The organism is Pseudoxanthomonas sp. LjRoot206, from assembly GCF_056175725.1.
Genome location: NZ_JBGFFI010000004.1, coordinates 370564 through 394736 on the forward strand (window position 1 = coordinate 370564; position 24173 = coordinate 394736).

At 70.3% G+C, this 24173-nt stretch carries 18 protein-coding genes; 12 read left to right on the forward strand and 6 right to left on the reverse strand.

The features are described from left to right. Window positions 1–34: 34 nt before the first annotated feature. The 3 genes from recD to recC are packed head-to-tail and all read right to left on the reverse strand — an operon-like array spanning window position 35 to window position 9167. Entirely contained in the window at window positions 35–1954 is a 1920-nt protein-coding gene (gene recD, locus AC04MD_RS14780) for an exodeoxyribonuclease V subunit alpha (protein ID WP_475498030.1), read from the reverse strand. Further along, the gene (locus AC04MD_RS14785; RefSeq protein ID WP_475498031.1) at window positions 1951–5586 is read right to left on the reverse strand and encodes a UvrD-helicase domain-containing protein; all 3636 of its coding nucleotides are present in this window, start codon (window positions 5584–5586) and stop codon (window positions 1951–1953) included. The genes recD and AC04MD_RS14785 overlap by 4 nt, the downstream gene beginning before the upstream one ends. After that, window positions 5583–9167 carry an exodeoxyribonuclease V subunit gamma gene (recC, locus tag AC04MD_RS14790; protein ID WP_475498032.1) on the reverse strand — a complete coding sequence of 1195 codons (3585 nt, stop codon included), beginning with the start codon at window positions 9165–9167 and terminating at the stop codon, window positions 5583–5585. Before recC ends, AC04MD_RS14785 begins: the two co-directional genes overlap by 4 nt. A 215-nt stretch (window positions 9168–9382) precedes the next feature. Between recC and AC04MD_RS14795 the strand changes: the two genes are divergently transcribed. The 6 genes from AC04MD_RS14795 (at window position 9383) to AC04MD_RS14820 (ending at window position 13634) form a co-directional block, all read left to right on the forward strand. Next, window positions 9383–10171 (forward strand): ABC transporter ATP-binding protein, encoded by a 789-nt coding sequence (locus AC04MD_RS14795; protein ID WP_475498033.1) that lies wholly within the window; start codon window positions 9383–9385, stop codon window positions 10169–10171. A 163-nt stretch (window positions 10172–10334) separates the two neighbouring features. Then, the gene (locus tag AC04MD_RS14800; protein ID WP_475498034.1) at window positions 10335–11087 is read left to right on the forward strand and encodes an MlaE family lipid ABC transporter permease subunit; all 753 of its coding nucleotides are present in this window, start codon (window positions 10335–10337) and stop codon (window positions 11085–11087) included. Between the two features lie 4 nt (window positions 11088–11091). Continuing rightward, window positions 11092–11634, forward strand: coding sequence for an outer membrane lipid asymmetry maintenance protein MlaD (mlaD, locus tag AC04MD_RS14805; protein WP_162336112.1), 543 nt, complete (start codon window positions 11092–11094; stop codon window positions 11632–11634). Continuing rightward, window positions 11631–12305: an MlaC/ttg2D family ABC transporter substrate-binding protein gene (locus AC04MD_RS14810; protein WP_475498035.1), complete on the forward strand. Its 675-nt coding sequence runs from the start codon at window positions 11631–11633 to the stop codon at window positions 12303–12305. Before mlaD ends, AC04MD_RS14810 begins: the two co-directional genes overlap by 4 nt. Then, on the forward strand, window positions 12289–12591 hold the full coding sequence (locus AC04MD_RS14815) for an STAS domain-containing protein (protein WP_475498036.1): 303 nt from the start codon (window positions 12289–12291) through the stop codon (window positions 12589–12591). Before AC04MD_RS14810 ends, AC04MD_RS14815 begins: the two co-directional genes overlap by 17 nt. Window positions 12592–12623: 32 nt before the next feature. Next, window positions 12624–13634: an MlaA family lipoprotein gene (locus AC04MD_RS14820; RefSeq protein WP_475498037.1), complete on the forward strand. Its 1011-nt coding sequence runs from the start codon at window positions 12624–12626 to the stop codon at window positions 13632–13634. Between the two features lie 122 nt (window positions 13635–13756). On the opposite strand, the gene AC04MD_RS14825 is transcribed toward AC04MD_RS14820, so the two are convergent. Further along, the gene (locus AC04MD_RS14825; protein WP_475498038.1) at window positions 13757–15106 is read right to left on the reverse strand and encodes a DNA recombination protein RmuC; all 1350 of its coding nucleotides are present in this window, start codon (window positions 15104–15106) and stop codon (window positions 13757–13759) included. Between the two features lie 94 nt (window positions 15107–15200). On the opposite strand from AC04MD_RS14825, the gene AC04MD_RS14830 reads away from it, so the two are divergent. The 3 genes from AC04MD_RS14830 to fabV all read left to right on the forward strand — a co-directional run bounded on the left by AC04MD_RS14830 (window position 15201) and on the right by fabV (window position 18895). Next, the gene (locus AC04MD_RS14830) at window positions 15201–15908 is read left to right on the forward strand and encodes a suppressor of fused domain protein (protein ID WP_475498039.1); all 708 of its coding nucleotides are present in this window, start codon (window positions 15201–15203) and stop codon (window positions 15906–15908) included. Between the two features lie 162 nt (window positions 15909–16070). Beyond that, entirely contained in the window at window positions 16071–17507 is a 1437-nt protein-coding gene (locus AC04MD_RS14835; protein WP_475498040.1) for an amino acid permease, read from the forward strand. 170 nt (window positions 17508–17677) lie between these two features. Next, window positions 17678–18895, forward strand: coding sequence for an enoyl-ACP reductase FabV (gene fabV / locus AC04MD_RS14840; RefSeq protein ID WP_475498041.1), 1218 nt, complete (start codon window positions 17678–17680; stop codon window positions 18893–18895). Between the two features lie 140 nt (window positions 18896–19035). Here fabV and AC04MD_RS14845 read toward each other — a convergent pair whose 3' ends face one another. Both AC04MD_RS14845 and AC04MD_RS14850 read right to left on the reverse strand, forming a co-directional pair. After that, window positions 19036–19710: a 3-keto-disaccharide hydrolase gene (locus AC04MD_RS14845; RefSeq protein ID WP_475498042.1), complete on the reverse strand. Its 675-nt coding sequence runs from the start codon at window positions 19708–19710 to the stop codon at window positions 19036–19038. A gap of 2 nt (window positions 19711–19712) precedes the next feature. Beyond that, the gene (locus tag AC04MD_RS14850; RefSeq protein WP_475498043.1) at window positions 19713–20882 is read right to left on the reverse strand and encodes a class I SAM-dependent rRNA methyltransferase; all 1170 of its coding nucleotides are present in this window, start codon (window positions 20880–20882) and stop codon (window positions 19713–19715) included. Between the two features lie 243 nt (window positions 20883–21125). Here AC04MD_RS14850 and AC04MD_RS14855 point away from each other — a divergent pair, with 243 nt between their 5' ends. From AC04MD_RS14855 to AC04MD_RS14865, 3 genes are all read left to right on the forward strand, one after another. Then, window positions 21126–22085, forward strand: coding sequence for a TerC family protein (locus tag AC04MD_RS14855; RefSeq protein WP_475498044.1), 960 nt, complete (start codon window positions 21126–21128; stop codon window positions 22083–22085). Between the two features lie 91 nt (window positions 22086–22176). Then, window positions 22177–22980 carry a rhomboid family intramembrane serine protease gene (locus tag AC04MD_RS14860; RefSeq protein WP_475498045.1) on the forward strand — a complete coding sequence of 268 codons (804 nt, stop codon included), beginning with the start codon at window positions 22177–22179 and terminating at the stop codon, window positions 22978–22980. A gap of 53 nt (window positions 22981–23033) precedes the next feature. After that, window positions 23034–24152 (forward strand): glycoside hydrolase family 18 protein, encoded by a 1119-nt coding sequence (locus AC04MD_RS14865; protein WP_475498046.1) that lies wholly within the window; start codon window positions 23034–23036, stop codon window positions 24150–24152. Window positions 24153–24173: the final 21 nt, after the last annotated feature.

Genomic DNA, 24173 nt, shown 5'->3' on the forward strand with positions numbered 1-24173 from the left:
GGGGTGACGACATGACGAGGGTGTCCGACACAGCTCAGCGCGTGAAAGCCGGATCGCGCAAGCGCCAGCCCAGCCCCGACCAGCGGCTCGCATGCCGCGCAAGCGCGTCGCGGATCACCGCGTCGCTACCGGCGATATGCAACTCACGGCGGGCGCGGGTGATGCCGGTGTAGACCAGTTCGCGCGAGAGCACGCGGTTGCCGCGGGCGGGCAGCAGCAGCCATACCGTGTCGAATTCCGAGCCCTGCGCCTTGTGCACGGTCATGGCGAACGCCGACTCGTGCGCGGGCAGCGCGGCGGGATGGAAGGCGCGCGGCTGCAGCGGATCCTCGCCGGGGAACCAGGCGACCAGCGCACCCCGCTCGTCGCGCAGGCAGATGCCGATGTCGCCGTTGAACAGGCGGTGGCGATAACTGTTCTCGGTGACGATCAGCAGCTGCCCGTGGAAATGAGCGGGACCACCGCGCGGCGTACCCGCACCGGTGTCCACCAGCAGGCGCTCGATGCGCGCATTGAGCGTGCGTGCGCCCTGCGGGCCTTCGCGCACGGCGGTAAGCAGGCGCAGGCGCGTGGATTGCGCGAGCGCATCGGCCGGCGTGGCCGCATGGGCGAGCGAACGCCAGTGCGCGAGCAAGGCATCGCGCTGGGTTTCCAGCGGATCGGCGAGGCCTTCGTGGAAGTGCACGTTCGACAGCGTGTCATTGCGCAGCAGGTCGAGCGCGGTGTCGGCATCGCCGTCGCGCACCGCAGCGGCCAGCGGTGCGAGCTGCAGCGCTTCGCTCTGGCGCCAGCCGCGTTGCAGCTGCACGCGGGCGCCCGGGAACATCGTGCGATCCTCCGTGGGCGGGCCGGCATCGTCGGTTGCACCGGAAGGCGCTGGGTCCCCGCCTTCGCGGGGATGACGGCTGGAGGGTTCGCCGAGCAGTGGATGCAGCGCGACCGCGTCGTCGTGCGCGACCACGTCGCCGTCGCCGGCGGCGCCGAGGATCGCGGCCAGCACGTCGCCGGCTTCGACCGACGGCAGCTGGTCGGGATCGCCCAGCAGCACCAGGCGCGTGCCGTCGGCGACGGCGTCGACCAGCTTGGCCATCAGCGGCAGGTCGATCATCGAGGCTTCGTCGACCACCACCACGTCGAACGGCAGCGGGTTGTCGCGCGTGTGGCGGAAGCGCGGCGAATCGGGAATCGTGCCGAGCAGGCGGTGCAGCGTGGTGCCGGTGGCAGGTAGCGCGGCGAGCAGGTCGGCGTCGATGCCGGACGCGGCCAGCGCCTGCGCCGCATGCCGCACGCTTTCGGCCATGCGCTCGGCGGCACGTCCCGTCGGCGCCGCCAGCGCGATGCGCGGCGGTGCACGCCCCGCGTGCCGTGCCTGCGCCGCCAGCAGCACCAGCAGGCGCGCGGTGGTGGTGGTCTTGCCGGTGCCGGGACCGCCGGTGACCAGCAGCAGCGCATGCCGCAGCGCCAGTGCGGCCGCGCGCGCCTGGTGGTCGTCGTGCGTGGCCTGCGGGAACAGCGTGGCGAACAGCGGCGCGAGCAGTTCGATTCCTATTTCCGGCACCGTGCGCCGTGCGATGCGATGCAGGCCCAGCGCCAGCGCGCGTTCGTATTCGCGGTAACGGCGCAGATAGAGCAAGCCGCCCTCGAGCACCAGCGGCTTCTGCGCGTCGGACGTCGCGATGGCGTCGCGCGGCGTGGCGACCCAGCGCGAATCGGCGAGCTGGGCAAGCCAGTCCTCGCCATCAGGCCAGGCGATCTCCGCGTCCGCATCCAGCAGCGCCTGCGGCGATGCCAGCGACACGCCGGCATGGCCCTTGGCCACCGCCAGCGAGGCGAGGGCAGCGGCGGCGAGCACCGTGTCCGGCGTGTCGCGGTCCAGCCGGCGCAGGCTCTGTGCGAGCGCATGGTCCAGTGTGCGCAGATGGCCACCGCGATAGAGCGCGTCGAGCAGGCTCATGCGGCCGCTCCCTGCGCGGCGCCGGCGAACAGCGCGTCCAGCGCATGCACCAGGTCCGGCGCGAAGCGCTGCGCGTGCACGCCCGGCGATGCCTCGCGCGTCAGGTCCAGGCCGCGGCAGAACAGGTAGCGGATGCCGCCGAAGTCGCGTGCGTAGTCGTAGGCATCGCCGAGACGGAAGCGCAGCCAGCGGTGCAGGGCCAGCGTATAGATCAGCGCCTGCAGGTCGTACTCGCTGTGCGCCATCGCACGCTGCATCGCTGCGGCGTCGTAGGCGGGCAACTGGTTCGACTTGTAGTCGAGCACGTACCAGCGACCGTCATGCGCGTAGGTGAGATCGATCAGGCCGGTCATCAGGCCTTCCAGCCGCTGCCGCGCATCGAAGGCGGTGCGATGGCGCAGCAGGCCGTGGCGGTGCAGCAATGCGAGCAGCGCGGGCACGCCAGTCGGCTGCATGGCGAAATGGAACTCGATTTCCGCACGGCGCCATTCCGCCGGCAGGTCGGCCAGGCGCACGCCTTCGGGCAGCACGGTGCCGAGCGTGTGGCCGACCAGCGGCACCAGCACGCCCAGGCCGTCGGCGACCTCGGCGTCCGCATAGCCGCCTTCGCGCAGGGCATCGGCGATGACGAGATCCTGCCCGTCGGGCGCGGCGTCGCCGGGCCGCCAGTCGCGCCACGCGGCGAAGTCGGCGTGCTCCAGCGCCGCGTGCATCACCACGCCGAAACGGCTGCCGGCGAAGCGCGGATCGACGACGACAGGCAGCGCAGCATCGCGTGGCGCCTCGTCGATGTCCGACGCCGGCGCTTCGTCCTCGCCGCCGGGATCGGCCTGGGTAGCCGCAGCCAGCGGATCGGCGCCGCCGTCGGCATGCGCGAGCTGGGTGAAGCTGTAGACCCACCAGTCCGGCGCGATCCGGCGCGTGGCGATGCGCGCGGGCGCGACGGCGGCCTCGCGTTCGGGCGGCAGGCGCGGCGGCGGCGGTTCGGCCGGGCCTTCGATGATGCACACGTCGGCATGCGTGCCGAGCAGGGCGAGGTCGGCGATCAGCGGTGCCAGCCGGCTCTTGCCGAGATCGGCGACATCGCCGGCGGCGATCCACAGCGCGTGTTCGGCGCGGGTCAGGCCGACATAGAGCAGGCGCGCGTCTTCGGCGATGGACTCGCGGCGCGCGGCATCGCCGGCGGCCTTCCAGGCGGGATCGTCCTTGTCGAGCTTCCAGTGCAGCACGCGTCGGGTTCCGTCGTGGACCACGCGATGGCGGCCGCTGTCGGGACGTGAGGTGCCCAGGCCGGCGAACGGCAGGTACACCAGCGGATATTCCAGGCCCTTGCTCTTGTGCAGGGTGACGATCTGCACGCGCAGGGCGTCGGATTCCAGCCGCAGCAGCTGCGTCTCGTCGTCCGCGTCGGCCTCGGCCATGCGCGCCTGCAGCCAGTCGAGCAGCCCGTGCAGGCCCAGCGTGCGGGCAGCGGCTTCCTGCAGCTGCTCGCCGAGCTGCAGGTAATTGGTCAGGCGACGCTCGCCATCGAGCAGGCCGAGCAGGCGTTCGGCCTGCGCGGCGCACAGCTCGGACACCAGCGCGAACGGCCCGCCGCGCTGCCAGCGGTCGCGCCAGTGCAAAAGCCGCGCCTGGTGCTGGCGTTGCGCCTCGCCGTCCTCGTCCAGTGCGGCGAGCGCGGTCGCGTCTTCGCCCAGCAGCACGGTGGCGAGCGCGGTACGCAGGCGGCCGTTGTCGGCGGGATGCAGCAATGCCAGCAGCAGCGTGCGCAGTTCGGCCGCCTCAGGGCTGGCGAACAGGCTCTGCTTGCCGGCCGCGACCGCCGGCACGCCGGCGCGGGCGAGCGCCTGCTGCACGCGCGTGGCTTCCTTGTGGTTGCGCACCAGCACGGCGATGTCGCCGGGGCGCACGGGACGGCCGTCGATGCGCGCGCGGCCGGCACGCGCATCTTTCAGCACGCGATGGATGTCGGCGACGCAGGCAGCGGTGGCGGCTTCGCGCGAGCCATCGGCGTCGAGCGCGCCGCCTGCTTCGTTGCGCAGCAAGCGCAGGGTCAGCGCGGGCGCGGCACCGTCGTCATGGCGATAGTCGTCATCGCCGCGCTTGCCGCCGGGTTCGACCGGTTCGAAGCGGATGTCGGGATGCGCGAAGGCGTCCTGCCCGCTCGCCGACGCGCCTTCGTACAGCGCGCGCACCGCGCGCAGCACCGACGGGCGCGAACGGAAGTTGTGCGCCAGCCGCGGCGCCTCGTCGGCCACGCCGCGCGCGAGCAGATAGGTCGCGACATCGCCGCCACGGAAGCCGTAGATGGCCTGCTTGGGATCGCCGATCAGGAACAGCGCGGGGGTCTCGTCCAGCGCGCGCACCTCGTCGGAATCGCCGAACACGCGCGCGAAGATCCGCCACTGGCGCTCGTCGGTGTCCTGGAATTCGTCCACCAGCGCGACGCGGTACTGCGCTCGCAGGGCGGCGACGAGCGCCTGCCGGCGCGGACCGTCGAGCGCGACGGCGACACGTTCGATCAGATCGTCGTAGGTCTGCACGCGGCGCGTGCGCTTGAGGTCGTCGAGCCGGCGGCGGGCGTCGTCGCGCAGGCGGTGCAGCAGGCCGGCACGCAGGCGCAGCTGCAGCTGCTGCCAGGCGTCGTCGGCCTCGCACCAGTCGCGCCATGCATCGAACAGCGGCGAGACGGGCACGCGCGCGTCGCCGGCATCCTTGCAGAACCCGCGCAGCGCGTCCGGCAACAGCTTCTGTGCGTGCGTCTTGTCGGAGCGTGGCCAGTCGGCGAGCGCCGCACCCGCCTGCAGTTCCTCGAACGCCTTATCGAAGCTCGGGCGACGCGCGCGGCGGCCGTCGAAGACCTTCTGGTCGAACGCGGCGGCGATCGCGGCCTGCGCATCGGCGAGATGCAGGCCGAGGACATCGACCAGGTGCGCGGCGCGACCGGCGCGCGTGGCATGCACGGCGACCTGGCGTTCGCCATCGTCGCCGGCCGGTGCCGGAGGCAGCAGCGGCAAGGGTCCGCAGAGTGCGGGCAGATCGTCGGCCAATGCCTCGGGCCCGCTCCACAGCCCGGTCAAGGCGTCGACCGTCGCCGGATCGACGGCGTAGGTACGCCACAGGTCGGCCGCGAGGTCGGCATACAGCGCGCCCGCGTTGCCGAGCAGCTCGCCGGCCTCGAAGCCCTGCCCCGCCTCCAGCGCATGTTCGCGCAGCACGCGCGCGCAGAAGCCATGGATGGTGAAGATGGCGGCGAGATCGGTTTCCTCGGCGGCGGTACGCAGGCGGCGCGCGAGCTGCGCCGGTGTTTCCTCGCCGAGTGCGAGGTGGCGGTCGATGACGAATCGTGTCAGCGCGGCCTCGTGCGTCTCGTCATCCGGCGACGGCGTGCCGACCAGGCCGGCCGCCAGCGCCAGGCGCTCGCGGATGCGCTTGCGCAGCTCCTGCGTGGCGGCCTCGGTATAGGTCACCGCCAGCACTTCGCCCATGCGCAGGCGCCGTTCGACGATCAGGCGGGTGAACAGCGTGGCCAGCGTGTACGTCTTGCCGGTGCCGGCGCTGGCCTCGATCAGCTGTACGCCGTCGAGCGCGCGCACCACGTAGGGTTCGCGGGTGGGATCGAACGCGCTCATGCCGCGTCCTCCCCGCGTTGTCCCCGCAGTGCCCCGTAGACCTGCAGGCTGGTACCGATGAAGGCGGCGAGGCCGTCGGTATCCGCCAGCGGATCGCGACCGCGGAACGCGAGCTGGATCGCCTCGCCCGTGCTTTCGCCCCAGCGGTAGTCGCCCGGATACCAGGCGTCGCGCGCGGCGGACTCGCGCAGCGCAGGCTCGGCGGTGTGGATGGCCCAACCGGTCGCCGGTGCGAACGGCAGCGGCATGCGCAGGCCGTCGCGGCGCAGCGCCAGCAACGTGCGCAATGCGTCCTGCGCCTCGTCGAGCGGACGCGCGGGGGTGACGTAGGCGCGGATGCCCTCGTCGCCGTCGTGGATCTGCACCAGCGGGATAGACAGGCCCGCCGCATTGAGCAGCAGCGCATCCAGCCCATGGCGGATGACCGCCGCGCCGTTGAGCGCACCGATCTGCACGCGCGCCAGGCCATGCGGATACACGTCGGCGATGCGGCCGTGCACGCGCACGCCATTGATCGTCGCTTCGACGCGCGGCGCGCCGAGGTCGTCGGCCGCGACCAGGCCGCGCCATTCCACCTGCTCGCGCCACTGCGGCTGCAGGCGTGCGTACTGCTCGGCTTCGTGCACCAGCAACATCAGGCGACGCAACTCAGCGTCCGGCCCCGGTGCGCGGCCATGTCCGCGTTGCCACGGAAACAGCCGGTGTTCCACCAGCCGTGCACGCAGCGTGTCGACATCGACGGCCTCGCCTGCCATTACCGCGGCGAGCACCGCCTGGCCATCCGGCTCGGCCAACGCCTCATGCTGGCGATGACGGCGGTCATGGCTGATCCAGTCGGCGAACGCCTGCGCGTAAGGCTCGACCTCGGCGAACACCTGTTCGGCCGCATGTTCGCCCAGCGGCCCGCTCGGCACCTGGCCGCGCGCGCGCAGCCGAGGGTAGAGCGCGGACGGTGTGCGCGCCTCCTGTGGGCGCGCGGTGTCGAGCAGCCAGTCGAACACCTCGCGGCGCAGGCGTGCGCGTTCGCGGCCGCGCACCGGCGCGACCAGCGGCTCGGTGTCCTCGGCGATATCGATCGGGTCGGGCAGGCGCAGGCCGAGGCGATGCGCGAGGAAAGCGCCGGCGGGGTCGAGCAGGAAGCGCCGCAGCGTGTCGAGCGGCAGGTCGTGTTCGTCTTCCGCTGCAGGCAACGGCGCGTCCGCCCATGGCGACAGCGCAACGCGGGCGGCATCCACGCGATCGGCGGCCGGACGCCAGGCCGCGCGGTAGCTGAAGCGGCGCGGTTCATCGGCGCTACCGAACGCGGCCGGCGCGAACGGCTGCAAGGTATGGCGGACGACGAGCGCCGTCTTCGCGGCCGGATCGGCGTGGTAGCGCGCGGCGACGTCGAGCAGTTCGCTGACCAGCACCGACGGTTCGCGCACGCTGCCGTCGCGCGGATCGGCGCCGAGGTAGCTGACGTAGAACACATCCTGCGCGGCGGCGAACAGCTGCAGGAACAGGAAACGGTCGTCCTCGCGCGTGGAGCGGTCGCCGGGCTTGCGCCGGCCGGCGTGCAGCTCGGCGGTCAGCTTGTTGAGGCCGGCGGCGGGATCGCGGCGCGGGAAGTCGCCGTCGTTCATGCCGAGCAGGCAGATGGCGCGGAACGGCAGCAGGCGCATCGGCACCATGCGGCCGACGCTGATGCCGCCGGTCAGCAGCGGCGCGCGCGTGTCGGCCTGCGAGAGCAGGTCGGCGAAATGCGCGCGCACGACCTCGGGCGGCACCGGGCCGTCGTAACCGGCGGCGTCCGCATCGCGGTCGAAGCGGTCGATCAGCGTACGCAGGCGATCCAGCGTGCGTTGCGCGCGCGGCGCGCTGGGCTGTTCCGGCAGCAGCACGGCGATCAGCTGCAGCAGGCGTTCGCGCCACTGCGCGGGCGTCGCCGCCTCGCCGAGCACGCGGCGCTGGCGCGCCAGGTCGCGCAGCAGGCGAACGAGCGTATCCAGCGCATCGAGCGCGCCGCCTTCCAGTTCCGGCCAGGGCGCGACGCCGGCGATGGCGTCGTCGGCGCCGCTGGCATGGCCGAGCAGCAGGCGGTCGAGCGCGAACTGCCAGGTGTAGGCATCGTCGGCGGGCGCATCGGACGCGGCGCGGTGGCTGGCATCCAGGCCCCAGCGCGCGCCGGCCTCGCGCAGCCAGCCGTGCAGCCGGTCGATGGCATCGGTGTCGAGGCCCGCCGCTTCGGCCACGGGCGCGCTGGCGAGCAGGTCCAGTACCTCGTCCAGGCCGAAGCGCGACAGCGGCAGGTCGAGCAGGCGCAGGAACACCTCGACCAGCGGCTCGCTCGCCAGCGGACTGGTATCCGCCAGCGCCCACGGCAGCGCATCGTCGTGGCCGCTGCCGCCGAACACGGCATCCAGATACGGCACGTAAGGGTCGATGTCCGGCGCGAGCACGGCGATGTCGCGCGGCTGCAGCGGCGGATCGAAGCGCGGGTCTTCCAGCAGTGCGCGCAGCTGGTCGTGCAGCACCTGCAGTTCGCGCAGGCGCGTATGGCAGGCGTGTACCTGCAGGCTGGTATCGGCCAGGTCGGGCGTGCGGCGCGGCGGCGGCGATGCGGGCGGGCGGCGATGGAACAGGTCCGATTGCAGCCGGTGCAGCAGCGTGTCGGGGCCGTCGCCGGCGAGCGGATCGGCGTAGACGTCGATCTCGGCGCGCGGGTGCACCACTTCGTAATCGCCGAGCAGCGCCATGAAATCGCGGCCGGCGGCGCCCCAGGCCTGCAGCAGCGGGTTTTCCTGCACGTCGTCGGCGAACAGCTCGGCCTCGCCTTCGCGGCGGCGCTCGCGCAGCGTCTGCAGGTCGCCCCAGTAGCCCTGCGCGGGCGTCGGCAGGTAGAAGTGCAGGGTGCCGACGCGCGCCTGGGTGGCCAGCACGCGCAGCACGTCGGGCGAGATGTTGAGCGTGGCGAAGACGAGCAGGCGTTTCGGCAGGCCCTGCGGTAGCGGGCCGTCGTCGCGGCCGAAGCGCGCGAGGTAGGCGTCGATGCGGCGGGCGCGATAGTCGCGTCCGGCGGCGACGGCGCGCCACAGCCGCGCCTGCGGGTCGTCGCGGTCGGCGCCCGCCTCCCAGCGCAGCAGCCAGTCGCGCCGCCACGCCTGGTACTTCTCGTACACGCCGGCCAGTTCACCGGCCAACTGCCACGGCTTCAGCGGATCGCCATCGGCCAGCCAGCCGTCGAGTGTGGCCAGCGCGGGATCGCGGCGGACGGCGGGTTCGTCGAGTGCTGCATACAGGCGCCACTGCAGCGAGGCGGCATCGAGATCGTCGCCGCCGGCGGGCCCGAGGTTGGCGTCGAGCGCGCGGGCGACGAATTCGCCGGGGGTGAGGAAGTCCAGGTTCGCGGCGATGCCGTATTCGGCGGCCAGCGTGGCCTGCAGCCAGCGGCGCATGGCGACCTGCGGGATCAGCACGATGTCCGGCGCCAGCAGCGCCTGTCCCGGCACCGGCCGGCGCAGTTCGTCGGCCAGCAGCGCGGCCAGCAACTCCAGCGTGTTGGACGGATACAGGCGGAAGTCGGGCGTGGCGGGCGTCGTCATCGTCGCCGGCATTGTGCCGGATACGGGCCGTGGTCCTGCGGCGGCGCCGTTTGGGCCACAGCATCCCGCGCGGATCCCGCACGTGGATACGACATAGGCGCGACATGGGTGCGACAATAATCAAACTGCGCGGTACGGTTTATGTTCAGCCGCCGGCCGCGAAGCTACGTCGTTGTTTTTCCGTTAATCCTCCTGCTGGTCCGCCGACGACGCCCATGACGCCTGCCGACGCCCCTGCCGTGCATCTCTCCGGTCTCCGCCTCGATCGCGGCGGCCGCACGATCCTGCGCGGCATCGACCTGACCGTGCCGCGCGGCAGCATCGCCGCCGTGCTCGGTCCGTCCGGCAGCGGCAAGTCGACCATGCTCGCCGCGCTGACCGGCGAGCTGCCACCGGCGGCGGGCACGGTGGAGGTGTTCGGCCAGCCCGTGCCGCACCGCAGCCGTGCGCTGCTGGAGATGCGCAAGGGCGTCGGCGTGTTGCTGCAGGGCAACGGCCTGCTGACCGACCTGACGGTGGCGGAGAACGTGGCGCTGCCGCTGCGCACGCACACGACGCTGGCCGACGCGCTGATCCGCCGGCTGGTCGAATTCAAGTTGAACGCGGTCGGCCTGCGCGCCGCCGCCGATGCGTATCCGCGCGAGCTCTCCGGCGGCATGGCGCGCCGCGTGGCGCTGGCCCGCGCACTGGCGCTGGACCCGCCGCTGATGATCTACGACGAGCCGCTGACCGGGCTGGACCCGATCGCGTCCGGCGTGATCATGAGCCTGATCCAGCGCCTCAACGACACGCTCGGGCTGACCAGCATCATCGTCACCCACCACGTACACGAGACGCTGCCGATCGCCGACCAGGCGGTCGTCATCGCCAACGGCGGCCTGGTGTTCTCGGGCACGCCGGCGGAACTGGAAGCGTCGTCGGACCCGCTGGTGCAGCAGTTCCTGCGCGGCGAGCCGGATGGCCCGATCGCGTTCGATGCGGTGAAGCGGACGGAGGTGGCCTGATGGGACATGTCGACGCGCTCCCGATGCGCCCCCTCCCCTGCGAAGCGGGGGAGGGCTGGGGTGGGGGCAAGCGCGATGCCCGCGCCTCCGCGCTCGCCCCCCTCCCAACCTCCCCCCGCATGCGGGGGGAGGGGCAGAACACTTCGTGTGGGGAGGCGTGCTGATGCCCTTCGTCGCCGCCACCCGTTCGCTGGGCCGTGCCGGGCTGTTCTCGCTGTCGGTGCTGCGCGCCTCGACGCCGACCCGCGACTTCTTCGCCGAACTGACCCGCGAGATCTACAAGATCGGCGGGCGCTCACTGCCGATCATCGCCGTGGGCGGCGCGTTCGTGGGCCTGGTGCTGACCCTGCAGGGCTATCGCACGCTGACCACGTTCGGCGCCAGCGATGCGCTGTCCACGCTGCTGGGCCTGTCGCTGTATCGCGAACTGGGCCCGGTGCTGACCGCGCTGCTGTTCATCGGCCGCGCCGGCAGCTCCATCGCCGCCGAACTCGGCCTGATGCGCGCCACCGACCAGATCAAGGCGCTGGAACTGATGGCCATCGACCCGGTCGCCAAGGCCGTGGCGCCGCGCTTCTGGGCGGCGGTGCTGACAGTGCCGCTGCTGACCGGCTTCTTCTGCTCGCTGGCGATCAGCGCCAGCTACTTCGAAGCCGTGCACGTGCTCGGCCTCGACAACGGCACGTTCTGGTCGGCGCTGCAGAACAGCGTCGACTTCTGGGACGACTTCGGCGTGGCGCTGCTGAAGTCGGCCGTGTTCGGCGGCACCAGCGCGCTGGTGGCGGCCTACGTGGGCTTCCACGCCGAGCCGACCATCGAAGGCACCTCGGTGGCCACCACCCGCGCGGTGGTGAACGCCTCGCTGCTGGTGCTGATGTTCAATTTCGTCATGTCTGCATTGCTGTTCAGGAGCTGACCCCATGTCCGTCCGTGGACCCCGCCTCGAATTCGCCGTCGGCGCCTTCCTGCTGCTGGCCCTGGCCTCGCTGCTGGTGCTGGCGCTGGCCTCCACCAACAAGCGCTTCGGCGTGGGCGGCGGCAGCTACGAGCTGACCGCGCGCTTCTCCAACCTGGGCCAGCTGCGCAAGCAGGCGCCGGTGAAGATCGGCGGCGTGGTGATCGGGCAGGTGTCCGACATCCGGCTGGACCCGGTGAAGTTCGACTCGCTGGTCACGCTGTCCATCGACAGCCAGTACAAGGACCTGCCGGCCGACACCGCCGCCGGCATCTTCACCAGTGGCCTGCTGGGCGAGAACTATGTCGGGCTGTCGCCGGGCGGCGACCCGGAAGTCCTGAAGCCGGGCGAAGAGATCGCCTTCACCCAGCCGGCGGTGGACCTGCTGCAGCTGGCCGGCAAGTACATGTTCAGCGGCGGCGCCAACAATGCCGACGCAGGCTCCGGGGAGACCCCGGCCAGCGGCGAGACCGCCGCTCCCCCCGTTAAGGAAGAACCCACGCCATGAAGACGCTCAAGCCCTCCCTCCTTTCCGCCGTGCTGTCGGCCGCCCTGCTGGCCGCCGCCCCGCTCGCCGTGTCGGCGCAGACCGCCGCCGCACCGGCCGCCGCGGCCAAGCAGAACAGCGCCAGCCAGGTCGTGCTGGCCAGCAGCACGCGCATCCTGACCACGCTCGACCAGCGCCGCGCCGAGTTCAAGTCGAACCCGGCCGCGCTGCGCCAGTTCGTCACCGGCGAGTTCAACACGCTGTTCGACGGCGACTACGCCGCCCGCCTGGTGCTGGGCGTGCACGGCCGCGGCGCCTCCGATGCCGACGTGAAGCTGTTCGGCCAGGCCCTGACCGAGCGCCTGCTGTCCGCCTACGGCGCGCGCCTGGCAGACTTCAACGCGCGCCTGAAGGTGCGGGTGAAGTCCGAAACCCCGCTGCCTGGCGGCCGTGGCGTGAAGGTCGACACCGAGTTCGTGCAGGCCGACCAGACCGTCACCCCGATCACCTTCTACGCGCGCAACGTGGGCGGCCAGTGGAAGGTGTTCGACGTGCTGCCGGAAGGCGTGTCCTTCGTGCAGACGTTCAAGACCCAGTTCGACACGCCGCTGCGGCAGAAGTCCATCGCCCAGGTGGCGGCGGACCTGAAGTCCGGCAAGCTGCAGGTCAACGGCAGTGCCGGCGGCAACTGACGCCGGCCTCCGCCGCGACGGCGACGCGCTCGTGTTCACGGGCGCGCTGGACCGCGCGGCCGCCGCCGCGCTGTGGCCGCAGGCCTCGGCGCAGCTGGCCGGCGTGCAACGCCTCGTGCTGACCAACGTCACTACCGTCGACAGTGCCGGGCTGGCACTGTTGGCGGAGCTGGCCGCGCGCCTGCGCGCCGCCGGCACCGCGCCCCGTTTCGAAGGACAGCCCGCCGGTCTTGCCGACCTGCAGGCCGCCTACCGTCTGACGCCGGAACTGGATTTCCCGGCGTAACCCCCACCCCCCGCCGTTTCCCAGGAATCAGGATGAATCTGTTCCGCCTCAGCACCGTGGTCCTGCTGGCCGCCTTGGCGACCGCCTGCGCATCGGCGCCCACGCCGTCGGCGAATGCGCCGGCCGAGGCGGTGGTGATCGACAGCACCGCCACCGCCGCGGCTCCGTTGCCGCCCGAGCCGCCGATCGACCCCGCCAGCATCGACGCCCCCGCGCCGGCCACGGACGTCGCCACCGCATCGGAAGGTGAAGACGACTTCGCCGCGATCTATGGCCAGGGCGCCTACGACCCGGTCGCCGATCCGACCCTGCCGGCGCCCGTGCAGGGCCCGATCGCCTACGATCCGTGGGAGAAGTTCAACCGCAAGGTGCACACCTTCAACAACGCGGTCGACCGTGCCGTGGCGCGGCCGCTGGCGCGCGCCTACGTGGCGGTGATTCCGCGGCCGGTGCGGCTGGGCGTGGGCAACTTCTTCGACAACCTGCGCCAGCCGCTGACGATGGTGAACCAGCTGCTGCAGGGACGTCCGCGCGACGCCACGCAGACGTTCGGCCGTTTCCTGCTGAACTCCACGGTGGGCATCGGCGGCATCTTCGACCCCGCCAGCGACCTCAAGATGAAGCGCCGCAGCGAGGATTTCGGGCAGACGCTCGGCACCTGGGGCTGGAAGCGCTCGCGCTACGTGGAACTGCCGTTCTTCGGCCCGCGCACCGTGCGCGACGTGCTCGGCCTGGCCGGCGACATGCCGCTCAGCCCGACCCGTTACGTGGAAGACGACAAGACGCGGATCTTCCTGCAGGGCCTGAACCTGGTGGACACGCGCGCGCAGCTGCTGTCGCTGGACAGCCTGCGCGAAGGCGCGGTGGACGATTACGCGCTGGTCCGCGATTCGTGGCTGCAGCGCCGCAACTACCAGATCGAGAGCCACCGCAGCTCGAAGCAGCAGACCGAAGACGAGCTGCCGGAATACCTGCAGGACGAGAACACCCCGACCGTACCGGCCGACGCCATGCCGATGCCGGAGATCAGCGGCGGCGGTTGAGGCTGCACTGAATCCGCAACCAAAACGGCGCCGCAAGGCGCCGTTTTGCTTTTGGGCTGCCCCCCTCGCCCCGCCTGCGGGGAGAAGGGTTCAGGGCCCGCGATCGTCGAGATTCCGCGTACTCACTCCGCCTCGTCGCCACCCAGCAGTTTCTGGCTTTCCTCGCCCGGCAGCGCTTCGACGCCGCGCAGCTGGCGCTCGATCGCGCGCGTGCGCACGCCGGCCTGCTTGATGCTGTTCTGCACGGTATCCAGCTGCGTGTGCGCCTTCTCCAGCACCGTGGCGAACTTGCCGAACTCGGTCTTCACCGCGCCGAGCAGCACGCGCACCTCGCTGGACCGCTTCTCGATGGCCAGCGTACGGAAGCCCATCTGCAGGCTGTTGAGCAGCGCCGCCAGCGTGGTCGGGCCGGCGACGACGATGCGGTGGTCGCGCTGCAGCGCATCGACCAGGCCGGGACGGCGGATGGCTTCCGCGTAAAGCCCTTCGGTGGCGAGGAACAGCACGGCGAAGTCGGTGGTATGCGGCGGCACCACGTACTTCTCGTTGATCGACTTGGCCTGCACCTTGATCGCCCGTTCCAGCTGCGTGGCGGCCGTGCGCATCGCCTCGGTGTCGCCGCGCTCCTGCGCGTCCAGCAGGCGTTCGTAGTCCTCGCGCGGGAACTTGGCGTCGATCGGCAGCCACACCGGCACGTCGCCGTCCTGGCGACCGGGCAGGCGGATGGCGAAGTCCACCGCCTCGTTGCCGTCCGGACGCACCTTCACGCTGCGCGCGAACTGCTCGGCGGTCAGCACCTGCTCCAGCAGGTTCTCCAGCTGCACTTCGCCCCAGCCGCCCCGGTCCTTGACGTTGGTCAGGACGCGCTTGAGGTCGCCGACGCCGGTGGCGAGCTGCTGCATCTCGCCGAGGCCGCGCTGCACCTGTTCCAGCCGCTCGGAGACCAGTTTGAACGACGCGCCGAGGCGCGCCTCCAGCGTGGTCTGCAGTTTTTCGTCGACGGTGGCGCGCATCTGCTCCAGCTTCTGCGCGTTGTCGGCCTGCAGCTCCTTCAGGCGGCCTTCCAGCGTGGTGCGCATCTCGCCGATGCGCTGCTCGTTGCGCTGGGTCAGTTCGTTGAGCCGCTGGCTGAGCGTGTCGGCGAAACGCTGCTGCGACTCGGCGCCCTCCAGCCGCCCCTTGCGCGCGTCTTCGCTCAGCGTGTCGCGCAGCACGTCCAGGCGCTGGTCGGTGCGCGTGCTCAGGTCGGCGAGATTGCGGGCGAACCCGTCGATACGCGCATCCTGCGCCCGCGACAGGCCTTCCAGCTGCTCGCGCAACTCGCCCCGCCCCTCGCGCTGCTCGTCACGCAGCGCGCGCTCCAGCAGGTCGCCGATGCGCGCCTCCGGCCGGCGCAACACCAGCACCGCCAGCAGCACGACGGCGATGGCCACGAGGATCAGGAGGACGATCAGCAGGGTCTGGGAATCCATGCGGACAGTGTAGCCGCTGGCGTCTCAGCAGCTGAGGCGGCAAGGACGCGAACGGTCTCGCAACGCAAGCGCGCGCGGCGTCACGGATGCGGACATGCGCCTTGACCCCCTACTTCCCACCCGCGCACAGTCACCGCGCACCGACCGCCTGGGGAAAGCCGGCTTGCTGCAACGCCTCCGCACACTGATGGGCGCCGCGCCCGATCCGCTGCCCGCCCTTGCGGCCGCGCGTGCCGCGGCATTGCGCGATGCGCTGGGCGGACCAGAACGCGTCGACCACGACGACGACCGCCGCCATCCCGTCGATGTCCATGTCTATGCCCGCACCTTCCCCGGCGACGACCGGCCCGGCTACGTGCTGGCGACCTGTGGCATGAGCGACCGGCTGATGACGTTGCCGCGCGGCTACGACGGCGACGAGTCGGCGGCGCGCGAGCTGTTCTGGTACGTGCGCGAGCCGGATCCGGCCTTCATCGCGCAACTGCGCTGGCTGGCGAAGCTGCCTTTCGCCGAAGACAGCTGGCTGGGCTACGGCCATACCGTGCCGATGCCGGCGCCTCCGCTGGAGGCGTCGCCGTTCTCGACCTTCCTGCTGCTGCCGCCATCGCTGGCCGGCGACCGCCACCTGTTCGACAACCTGCACCTGCAGGGGCATGGCGTGGAAGCGCTGGTGGTGCACCTGTTGTCGGATGCGGAGTACGACCTGGTGCGCTCGGACGAGGGACTGGACGTGTTCCTCGACCTGCTCGACGTGCACCGCTACCCGCCGGTGTTCGATCCCGCGCGGCCTTCGTATCTCTGAGTTCCGGCACCGTCGCGTGGTGCGCCGCCGATTGCCAGCGCGGGCCCGGGCCGCTTAGGCTGCGGGCGGTCGCGGGCGGCACGCCGCGGATCATTCCCCCATCCCGCCTGCGCTGGCGCATCGCCCGCGCGCTGTTCCGTTGACGCATCCCGAGGAGTTCCCATGACCTGGCTACGGCGTAAATCCATCGACCGGATCACCGAGCACGAAGAAGGCCGGCGACTGGTCCCCACGCTGAGCTGGCCACACCTGGTGGCGCTGGGCATCGGCGCGATCGTCGGTACCGGCATCTACACGCTGATCGGCGTGGGCGCCGAGAAGGCAGGTCCCGCGGTGCTGATCTCGTTCGTCGTCGCCGGCGTGGTCTGCGCCTGCGCAGCGCTGGCGTATGCCGAACTGTCGACGATGATGCCGGCCGCCGGCAGCGCCTATACGTACAGCTACGGCGTACTGGGCGAGTCCATCGCCTGGATCGTCGGCTGGAGCCTGATCCTCGAATACTCACTGGTCGTCAGCACGGTGGCGGTGGGCTGGTCCGGCTATTTCGTCGGCTTCCTGGAATGGGTGCAGCTGACCTTCGGCTGGCACGTCACCCTGCCCGCGGCGCTGTCCGCCGGTCCGCACGCCGGCGGCGTGATCAACCTGCCGGCCATCGTCATCACCTTCGCCGTCGCCGGCCTGCTGATCGCCGGTACCCGCGAGAGCGCCACGCTCAACGCGATCCTGGTGGTGTTCAAGCTGATCGCGCTGGCGGTGTTCATCGCCGTCGCACTGCCCGCGTTCAATGCGGACAACCTGCAGCCGTTCATGCCGTACGGCTTTCCGAAGTCGATCGGGCCCGACGGCGTCGAGCGCGGCGTGATGGCGGCGGCGGCGATCATCTTCTTCGCCTTCTACGGCTTCGATGCGATCTCCACCGCTGCCGAGGAAACCAAGAATCCCGGCCGCGACCTGTCCATCGGCATCATCGGCTCCATGGTCGGCTGCACGCTGATCTACCTGGTAGTCGCGGTGGCCGCCGTCGGCGCGCTGAGCTACACGGTGTTTGGCCAGAGCGCCGAGCCGCTGGCGCTGATCATGCGCGAACTCGGCCACGGCACCGCCGCGCTGGTGATCGGCATCGTGGCGATCGTCGCGCTGCCGACCGTGCTGCTGGCGTTCTTCTACGGACAGAGCCGCATCTTCTTCGTCATGTCGCGCGATGGCCTGTTGCCGCGTGGCCTGTCTAAGGTCAATGCGCGCACCGGCACACCGGTGGCGATCACCGTGTTCACCGCCGTGCTGGTCGCGGCGCTGGCCGGCGTCGCGCGGCTGGACGAAATCGCCGCACTCGCCAATGCCGGCACGCTGGCTGCGTTCGTCGCCGTCGGCGTCTGCCTGCTGGTGCTGCGCACGCGCGAGCCCGACCGTCCGCGCGTGTTCCGTACGCCGATGGCGTGGCTGGTCGGTCCGGTCGCCATCCTCGGCTGCCTGTACCTGTTCTGGAGCCTGCCGCACCGCACGCAGCTGTGGTTCCTCATCTGGAACGTGGTCGGCATCGTCGTCTACCTGGCCTACAGCCGTCGCAACAGCATGCTGGCGAAGGGCGGCGACGCGTAAGCGCGTTGCCATCCGCAGAACGAAGAGGCGGGCTTCGGCCCGCTTCTTCTTTGCCTGCGCGTCACCGCGCCGCGCGCGCCATACGCAGGCGTGTGCAGGTCCGGCGCTTCATTCCCGGCGCCTGCGGCACTAAGATGCCGCGCAGGCACACCATCCCCCGGGTTACGACGTTGATCATCCATCCGAAAGTCCGCGGCTTCATCTGCACCACCACCCATCCGCTCGGCTGCGAGCTCAACGTGCGCGACCAGATCGCCGCGACGCGCGCGCAGGGCACGCGCAGCGATGGGCCGAAGAAGGTGCTGGTGATCGGTGCATCCAGCGGCTACGGCCTGGCGGCGCGCATCAGCGCGGCGTTCGGCTTCGGCGCGGACACCCTGGGCGTGTTCTTCGAAAAGCCCGGCAACGAGAAGAAGGCCGGCACCGCCGGCTGGTACAACTCCGCCGCGTTCGACAAGGCGGCGAAGGACGCCGGCCTGTACAGCCGCTCGATCAACGGCGACGCGTTCTCCGACGAGGCGCGCGCCAAGGTCATCGAGCTGATCAAGGAAGAAATGGGCGGCCAGGTCGACCTGGTGATCTATTCGCTGGCCTCGCCGGTGCGCAAACTGCCGTCGACCGGTGAAGTGAAGCGCTCGGCGCTGAAGCCGATCGGTGCGCCGTACACCTCCACCGCGGTCGACACCAACAAGGACGTCATCACCCACGCCACCATCGAGCCGGCCACCGAGCAGGAGATCAAGGACACGGTCACCGTGATGGGCGGCCAGGACTGGGAACTGTGGATCGACGCGCTGGCCACCGCCGGCGTGCTGGCCGACGGCGCACGCACGGTCGCCTTCAGCTACATCGGCACCGACATCACCTGGCCGATCTACTGGCACGGTGCGCTCGGCCGCGCCAAGGTCGACCTGGACCAGACCGCGCAGCGCCTGGACAAGCGCCTGAAGAAGACCGGCGGCACCGCGAATGTCGCCGTGCTGAAGTCGGTGGTGACGCAGGCCAGCTCCGCGATCCCGGTGATGCCGCTGTACATCAGCATCGTCTTCAAGGTGATGAAGGAACTGGGCCTGCACGAAGGCACCATCGAGCAGCTCGACCGCCTGTTCCGCGACCGCATGTATCGCGCCGACGGCGCGCCGGCCGAGACCGACGACGAGAACCGCCTGCGCCTGGACGACTGGGAACTGAAGCCCGAGGTGCAGGAGCAGGCCAAGGCGCTGTGGCCGCAGGTCACCAGCGAGAACCTGTTCGAGCTGACCGACTACGCCAACTACAAGCACGAGTTCCTGAAGCTGTTCGGCTTCGAACGCAGCGACGTGGACTACGACGCCGACGTGAACCCGGACGTGCAGTTCGACTGCATCGAGCTGTCGCCGGAGGGGTGATCCTCCGAATCGCGCGTTAGAAAGGCGGGCTTCGGCCCGCCTTTTTCATGGATTGCTCATGGGTTGTGGGAGCGACGTAAGTCGCGATGGCAGATCGTTGCGCAGGTTCATCGCGACTTACGTCGCTCCCACAGCGAACCTTACAGGCAACCCGGACCCAGCGCGCGGATACGCATGCCACGGATATGCACGGCATTGCCGTGGTCCTGCAGCGCGAGATGGCCGCGGCGCGCCTTCGCGAACTCCGCCTGTCCGGCGAACTTGCTGGACGCTACGCGGCGCTGCCAGTCGGCGCTGTCCACGTCGTAGGCGGCGACGCGCACGCCATTGAGCCAGTGCTCCACGCGCGGACCGCAGGCGACGATGCGCGCGTGGTTGTACTGGTCGATGGGGCGCAGCACGTCGCGCTCCGGCACGATCAGGTCGTACACCGCACCGGCGCGATGGCTGGGGACGACGCGGTCTTCGGCCTCACGGTCGTCGAGCAACTGGTACTCCACCGCACGCGCCCAGACCGGCGATGCATCGACGGCGCGGTAGAACAGCCCGCTGTTGCCGCCGGGCGGCAGGCGCCATTCCAGTTCCAGCTCGAAATCGCCGTACGTGGCGACGCTGAGGATGTCGCCGCCACCGGCTTCTGTCAGCGCGAGTTCGCCGTCGCGGACCTGCCAGCGCGGATCCAGCGGAGAACCGCCGACACTGCGCCATTGCGATGCATCGACGAGCGATTGCCAGAGCGATGCCGGCGTGGACGCGCAGCCGGCCAGCAACGCGGCGAGCAGGACCGGGACGATCCACCCGCCGCATGCGCGCATGCTCAGTCCACCACGCGGCAGAACACCGCCTTCAGGTAGCGCGATTCCTGTACGTGCGCCATGAACGGATGGTCGGGGCCGGCGCCGGCGACCTTCAGGATCTGGATGGTGCGGCCGGAGAAATAGGCCGCACGGCGCAGCATGTCGAGGAACTGCTCCTCGCTGACCAGGCCGGTGCACGAGAACGTGGCGAACAGGCCACCGGGCTTCACCACGCCCAGCGCCAGCTTGTTCATGTCGAGGTACTTCTTCAGCGCGGCGATCACCTGTTCGCGGTCGCGCGTCATCTTGGCCGGATCGAGGATCACCACGTCGTACTGCTCGCCGCGGTTCGCCGCGTCGCGCAGGTACGGGAAGATGTCGGCCTGCACGAATTTCGGCCGCGCGTTGTTGAGCTTGGCGTTGCCCTTGGCGATCTGGATCACATCCTGGTCGATGTCGACGCCGACCACCTCGCTGGCGCCACGCGCCGCCGCGTACACCGCGAAGCCGCCGGTGTTGCAGCAGAGGTCGAGCACGCTCTTGCCTTCGACCTGCTGGCTCAGCCACTGGCGGTTCTCGCGCTGGTCGGCGAAGAAGCCGGTCTTGTGCGCGCCGGCCGGATCGGCGCGGAACTTCACCCCGTATTCGGTGATGACCGCGGCCTCGGTCGTGGTATTGCCGTGGAACTCGAAGCTCTCCTGCTTCTGCACGTGCTCGTCGGCGAAGCTGTGGAAGCGGCAGCCGGGGAACTGCTCGCGCAGCGCCTCGTAGATCCATTCTCGGTGGCGGAACATGCCGGCGGCGAAGAACTCGACCACGATCAGGTCGCCGTAGCGGTCCACGACCAGGCCCGACAGGCCATCGCCTTCGGCATGCACCACGCGCCAGGCGTCGGTGACGCCGTCCAGCTTCAGCACGTCGCGGCGCAGCGAGACGGCGTCGGCGATCTTGCGCGAGAACCAGCCGGCATCCACCGGGATGTCGGGATGGGTCTCCAGGATGCGCACGGCGATGCGCGAATGCCCGTTGTAGAAGCCGCGGCCGATCCATTCGCCGTCCACGCCGACCACCTCGACGAGGCTGCCGGGCTTGGGCTTCTGGGCGGGTTTCTCGACCAGTTTCTGGAAGATCCACGGGTGGCTGGAACGCCAGGCGTTCTTCAGGCGTACGGTCGGGTTGGGCGTGTTCATGAACGGCATTTTACCTGCGCGGTTGACCCGGCCGCGTGCCATCCGGACAATTCGCGGCAGAAGGGGAGTAGCTCCCAACGTGCCGGCCGTCATTTCGAGCAGCGATGCTCCGGTCCCACGGCAGCCCACCGGGCTGTGAGCGAGACCTTCGCCGCGATGGCGAAGGCATACCCCGGATCCCCGTTTCCCGGTTCCGAGATGTCCGCGCCCGCGGCCGTCCTCCACTTTATTTCGGGAATCTCGATGGAAACGATTGGCAACCCCTGGTTGTGGGCCGGCTTCGGCGGCCTGGTGGTGATCGCGCTGCTGGTGGACCTGGTGCTGATGCGCCACGGCGGGCCGCACAAGGTCACGTTCAAGGAAGCGATGTGGTGGAGCCTGGGCTGGGTGGCCCTGGCCATGGTCTTCAACGGCGCGCTGTGGTGGTACGTCAACGAGACTGCGGGGCTGGTCGAAGCCAACCGCGTGGGCCTGGAGTTCCTGACCGGCTATCTGGTCGAGAAGGCGCTGGCCGTCGACAACATCTTCGTGTTCCTGATGGTGATGACCTATTTCGCCGTGCCGGAGGAACAGCGCCAGCGCGTGCTGGTCATCGGCATCCTGGGCGCGATCGTCCTGCGCAGCATCCTGATCTTCGCCGGTGCGGCGCTGCTGGCGAAGTTCCACTGGCTGCTCTATATCTTCGGCGCGTTCCTGCTGCTGACCGGCATCAAGATGTGGTTCGCCGCCGGCAAGGAGCCGGATCTGGAGAAGAACCCGGCGCTGCGCTGGATGCGCGGGCACCTGAAGCTCACCGATGGCTACCGCGGCGACAAGCTGAGCGTGCGCGAGAACGGCACACGCTGGTTCACCCCGCTGTTCGTGGTGCTGGTGCTGATCGGCGTGACGGACGTGATCTTCGCGGTGGACAGCATCCCGGCGATCTTCGCGATCACCTCGGACCCGTTCATCGTGCTGACCTCGAACGTGTTCGCGGTGCTGGGCCTGCGCGCGATGTTCTTCCTGCTGGCCGGCATGGCCGACCGCTTCCACCTGCTGCCCTACGGCCTGGCGGTGGTGCTGGGCTTCATCGGCATCAAGATGCTGCTGATCGACGTCTACAAGATCCCGGTGCCGTGGGCGCTGGGGACGGTGGCGGCGATCCTGGCGGTGACGGTGGCGCTGAGCCTGGCGCGGCCGCAGAAGACCGATCCGGCCGCCTGACGCAGGCAGCGGCAGACCATCCCGTCCGCGGGATGGTCTGTCCATCCTGGCCCGGGCTTGCATTCGCGCCGGGCGCCGCCAGAACTGGATCATGGACCTGCATCCCGACGATCCGGCGTTCGACCCGGAATCCCAGCAGCGCTACGACCGCAAGCGCCTGCTGCGCGCGCTCAACCTCAGCCTGGCCTTCGTGCTGGTGCTGGCGATGGTGTACTCCGCGCAGAACACGTTCGACGTGCGGCCGTTCACCATCTCGCCGCTGTCGGTGGAGGGCCTGCTCGGCATCCTGACCGCGCCGCTGCTGCACGGGTCGCTCGAGCACATCGCCGCGAACGCGTCGGCGCTGCTGATCCTCGGCACGCTGGCCGGCGCGGTCTACCCGCGCGCGACGCTGTGGGCGATCCCGCTGGTCTGGCTCGGTTCGGGCCTGGGGCCATGGCTGCTGGCCGATCCCGGCACGCATACGCTGGGCGCCAGCGGGCTTACGCACGGCCTGATGTTCATGGTCTTCATGCTCGGCCTGCTGCGCCGCGACCGCGCTGCGATCGCAGCCGGCATGATCGCGTTCCTGTTCTACGGCGGCATGGTGCTGACGGTGCTGCCGCGCGAAGCCGGCGTGTCGTGGCAGGCGCATCTCGGTGGCGCCATCGCAGGCCTGGTCGCCGCCTTCCTGTTCCGTCGCCTCGATCCCGAACTGCCGCGCAAGAAGTACAGCTGGGAGATCGAGGAAGAGGAAGCCGCCGCGCGTGGCGACGACGAGCTCGAACTGCCCGCCCCGCGCGAAGTGCCGCTGCTGTGGGTGCGCCCGGAGCATCCGGAAGAAGAACAGCGCGGTGTGGTGCTGCACTTTACCCGTCGTCCGGCGGATGAAGGTCCACCGCACAAGCCCGAATGAACGCGCGGCTATAGTGGCGGTCCCGCCTGCGTGGCGACGACCGTGGAGTGCCCGTGTCCCGCTTCGCCACCTGCCTGTTGGCGCTGATCGCGCTGTTCCCGTTCGCCGCCGGACACGCTGCACCACCGCCGGCACATCGCCCCATCGTGATCGGCTACGTGATGGACGGGGCGACGCTGCCGGCCATAGACGCGCGCAAGCTGGACGCGATCAATTTCGCCTTCGCGCACGTCGATGAAGCCCACGGCATCTTCCTGCGCGGCGACACCGCGACGGACGCGCTCGCCGGTCTCAATGCGTTGAAGGCAGACAATCCCGATCTGAAGTTGCTGCTCTCGATCGGTGGTTGGGGCTCCGGCAACTTCTCCGAAGCCGCGGCAACCGACGCGGCGCGCACGGCATTCGCCGAGAGCGCCGCGCGCCTCGTCGTGCAGCACAAGCTGGATGGCATCGACATCGACTGGGAGTACCCCACCCTGCCCGGCCCCGGCATCAGCCACAGCCCGGCCGACCGCGACAACTTCACCAAGATGCTGCGGGCCGTGCGCGACCGGCTCGATGCGCTAGGCAAGGCCGATGGACGTCACTACCTGCTGACCATCGCCGCCGCGGACGGCGAAGCCGCGCGCGGGCTCGACCTGCCGCGCATCGCACCGCTGCTGGACTGGATCAACCTGATGACCTACGACTTCTTCGGCAGCCTGACGACGACGACGGGCCATCACGCGGCGCTCGGCACGTCCGCGTCCGCGCCGGCGGATGCGCGCACGACGGTGGCCGCCGTCGACGAGTTCCTCGCGGGTGGCGTGCCGCCGGCCAAGCTCAATGTCGGCGCCGCGTTCTACGGGCGCAAGTTCGTGCGCGTGCAGCGCGCGAATCATGGCCTGCACCAGGCGTATGGCGAACACGCGGCCTTCCTGTCGTGGCGCGACCTGCAGGCGGACTACCTCGGCCGCAACGGCTACGTGCGCCATTGGGACACGGACGCGCAAGCAGCGTGGCTGTGGAACGAGGCCGAAGCGAGTTTCGTCACCTACGAGGACCCACAGGCGCTGCGCGCCAAGGCGGCCTTCGTGCGCGAACGCGGGCTCGGCGGCGTGATGTACTGGGAGCACCGCCAGGACGACGGCACGCTGCTCGACGCCGTGCGCGACGGCCTGTACGGCCACTGACGAAAAAGGCGCCACCCGCGA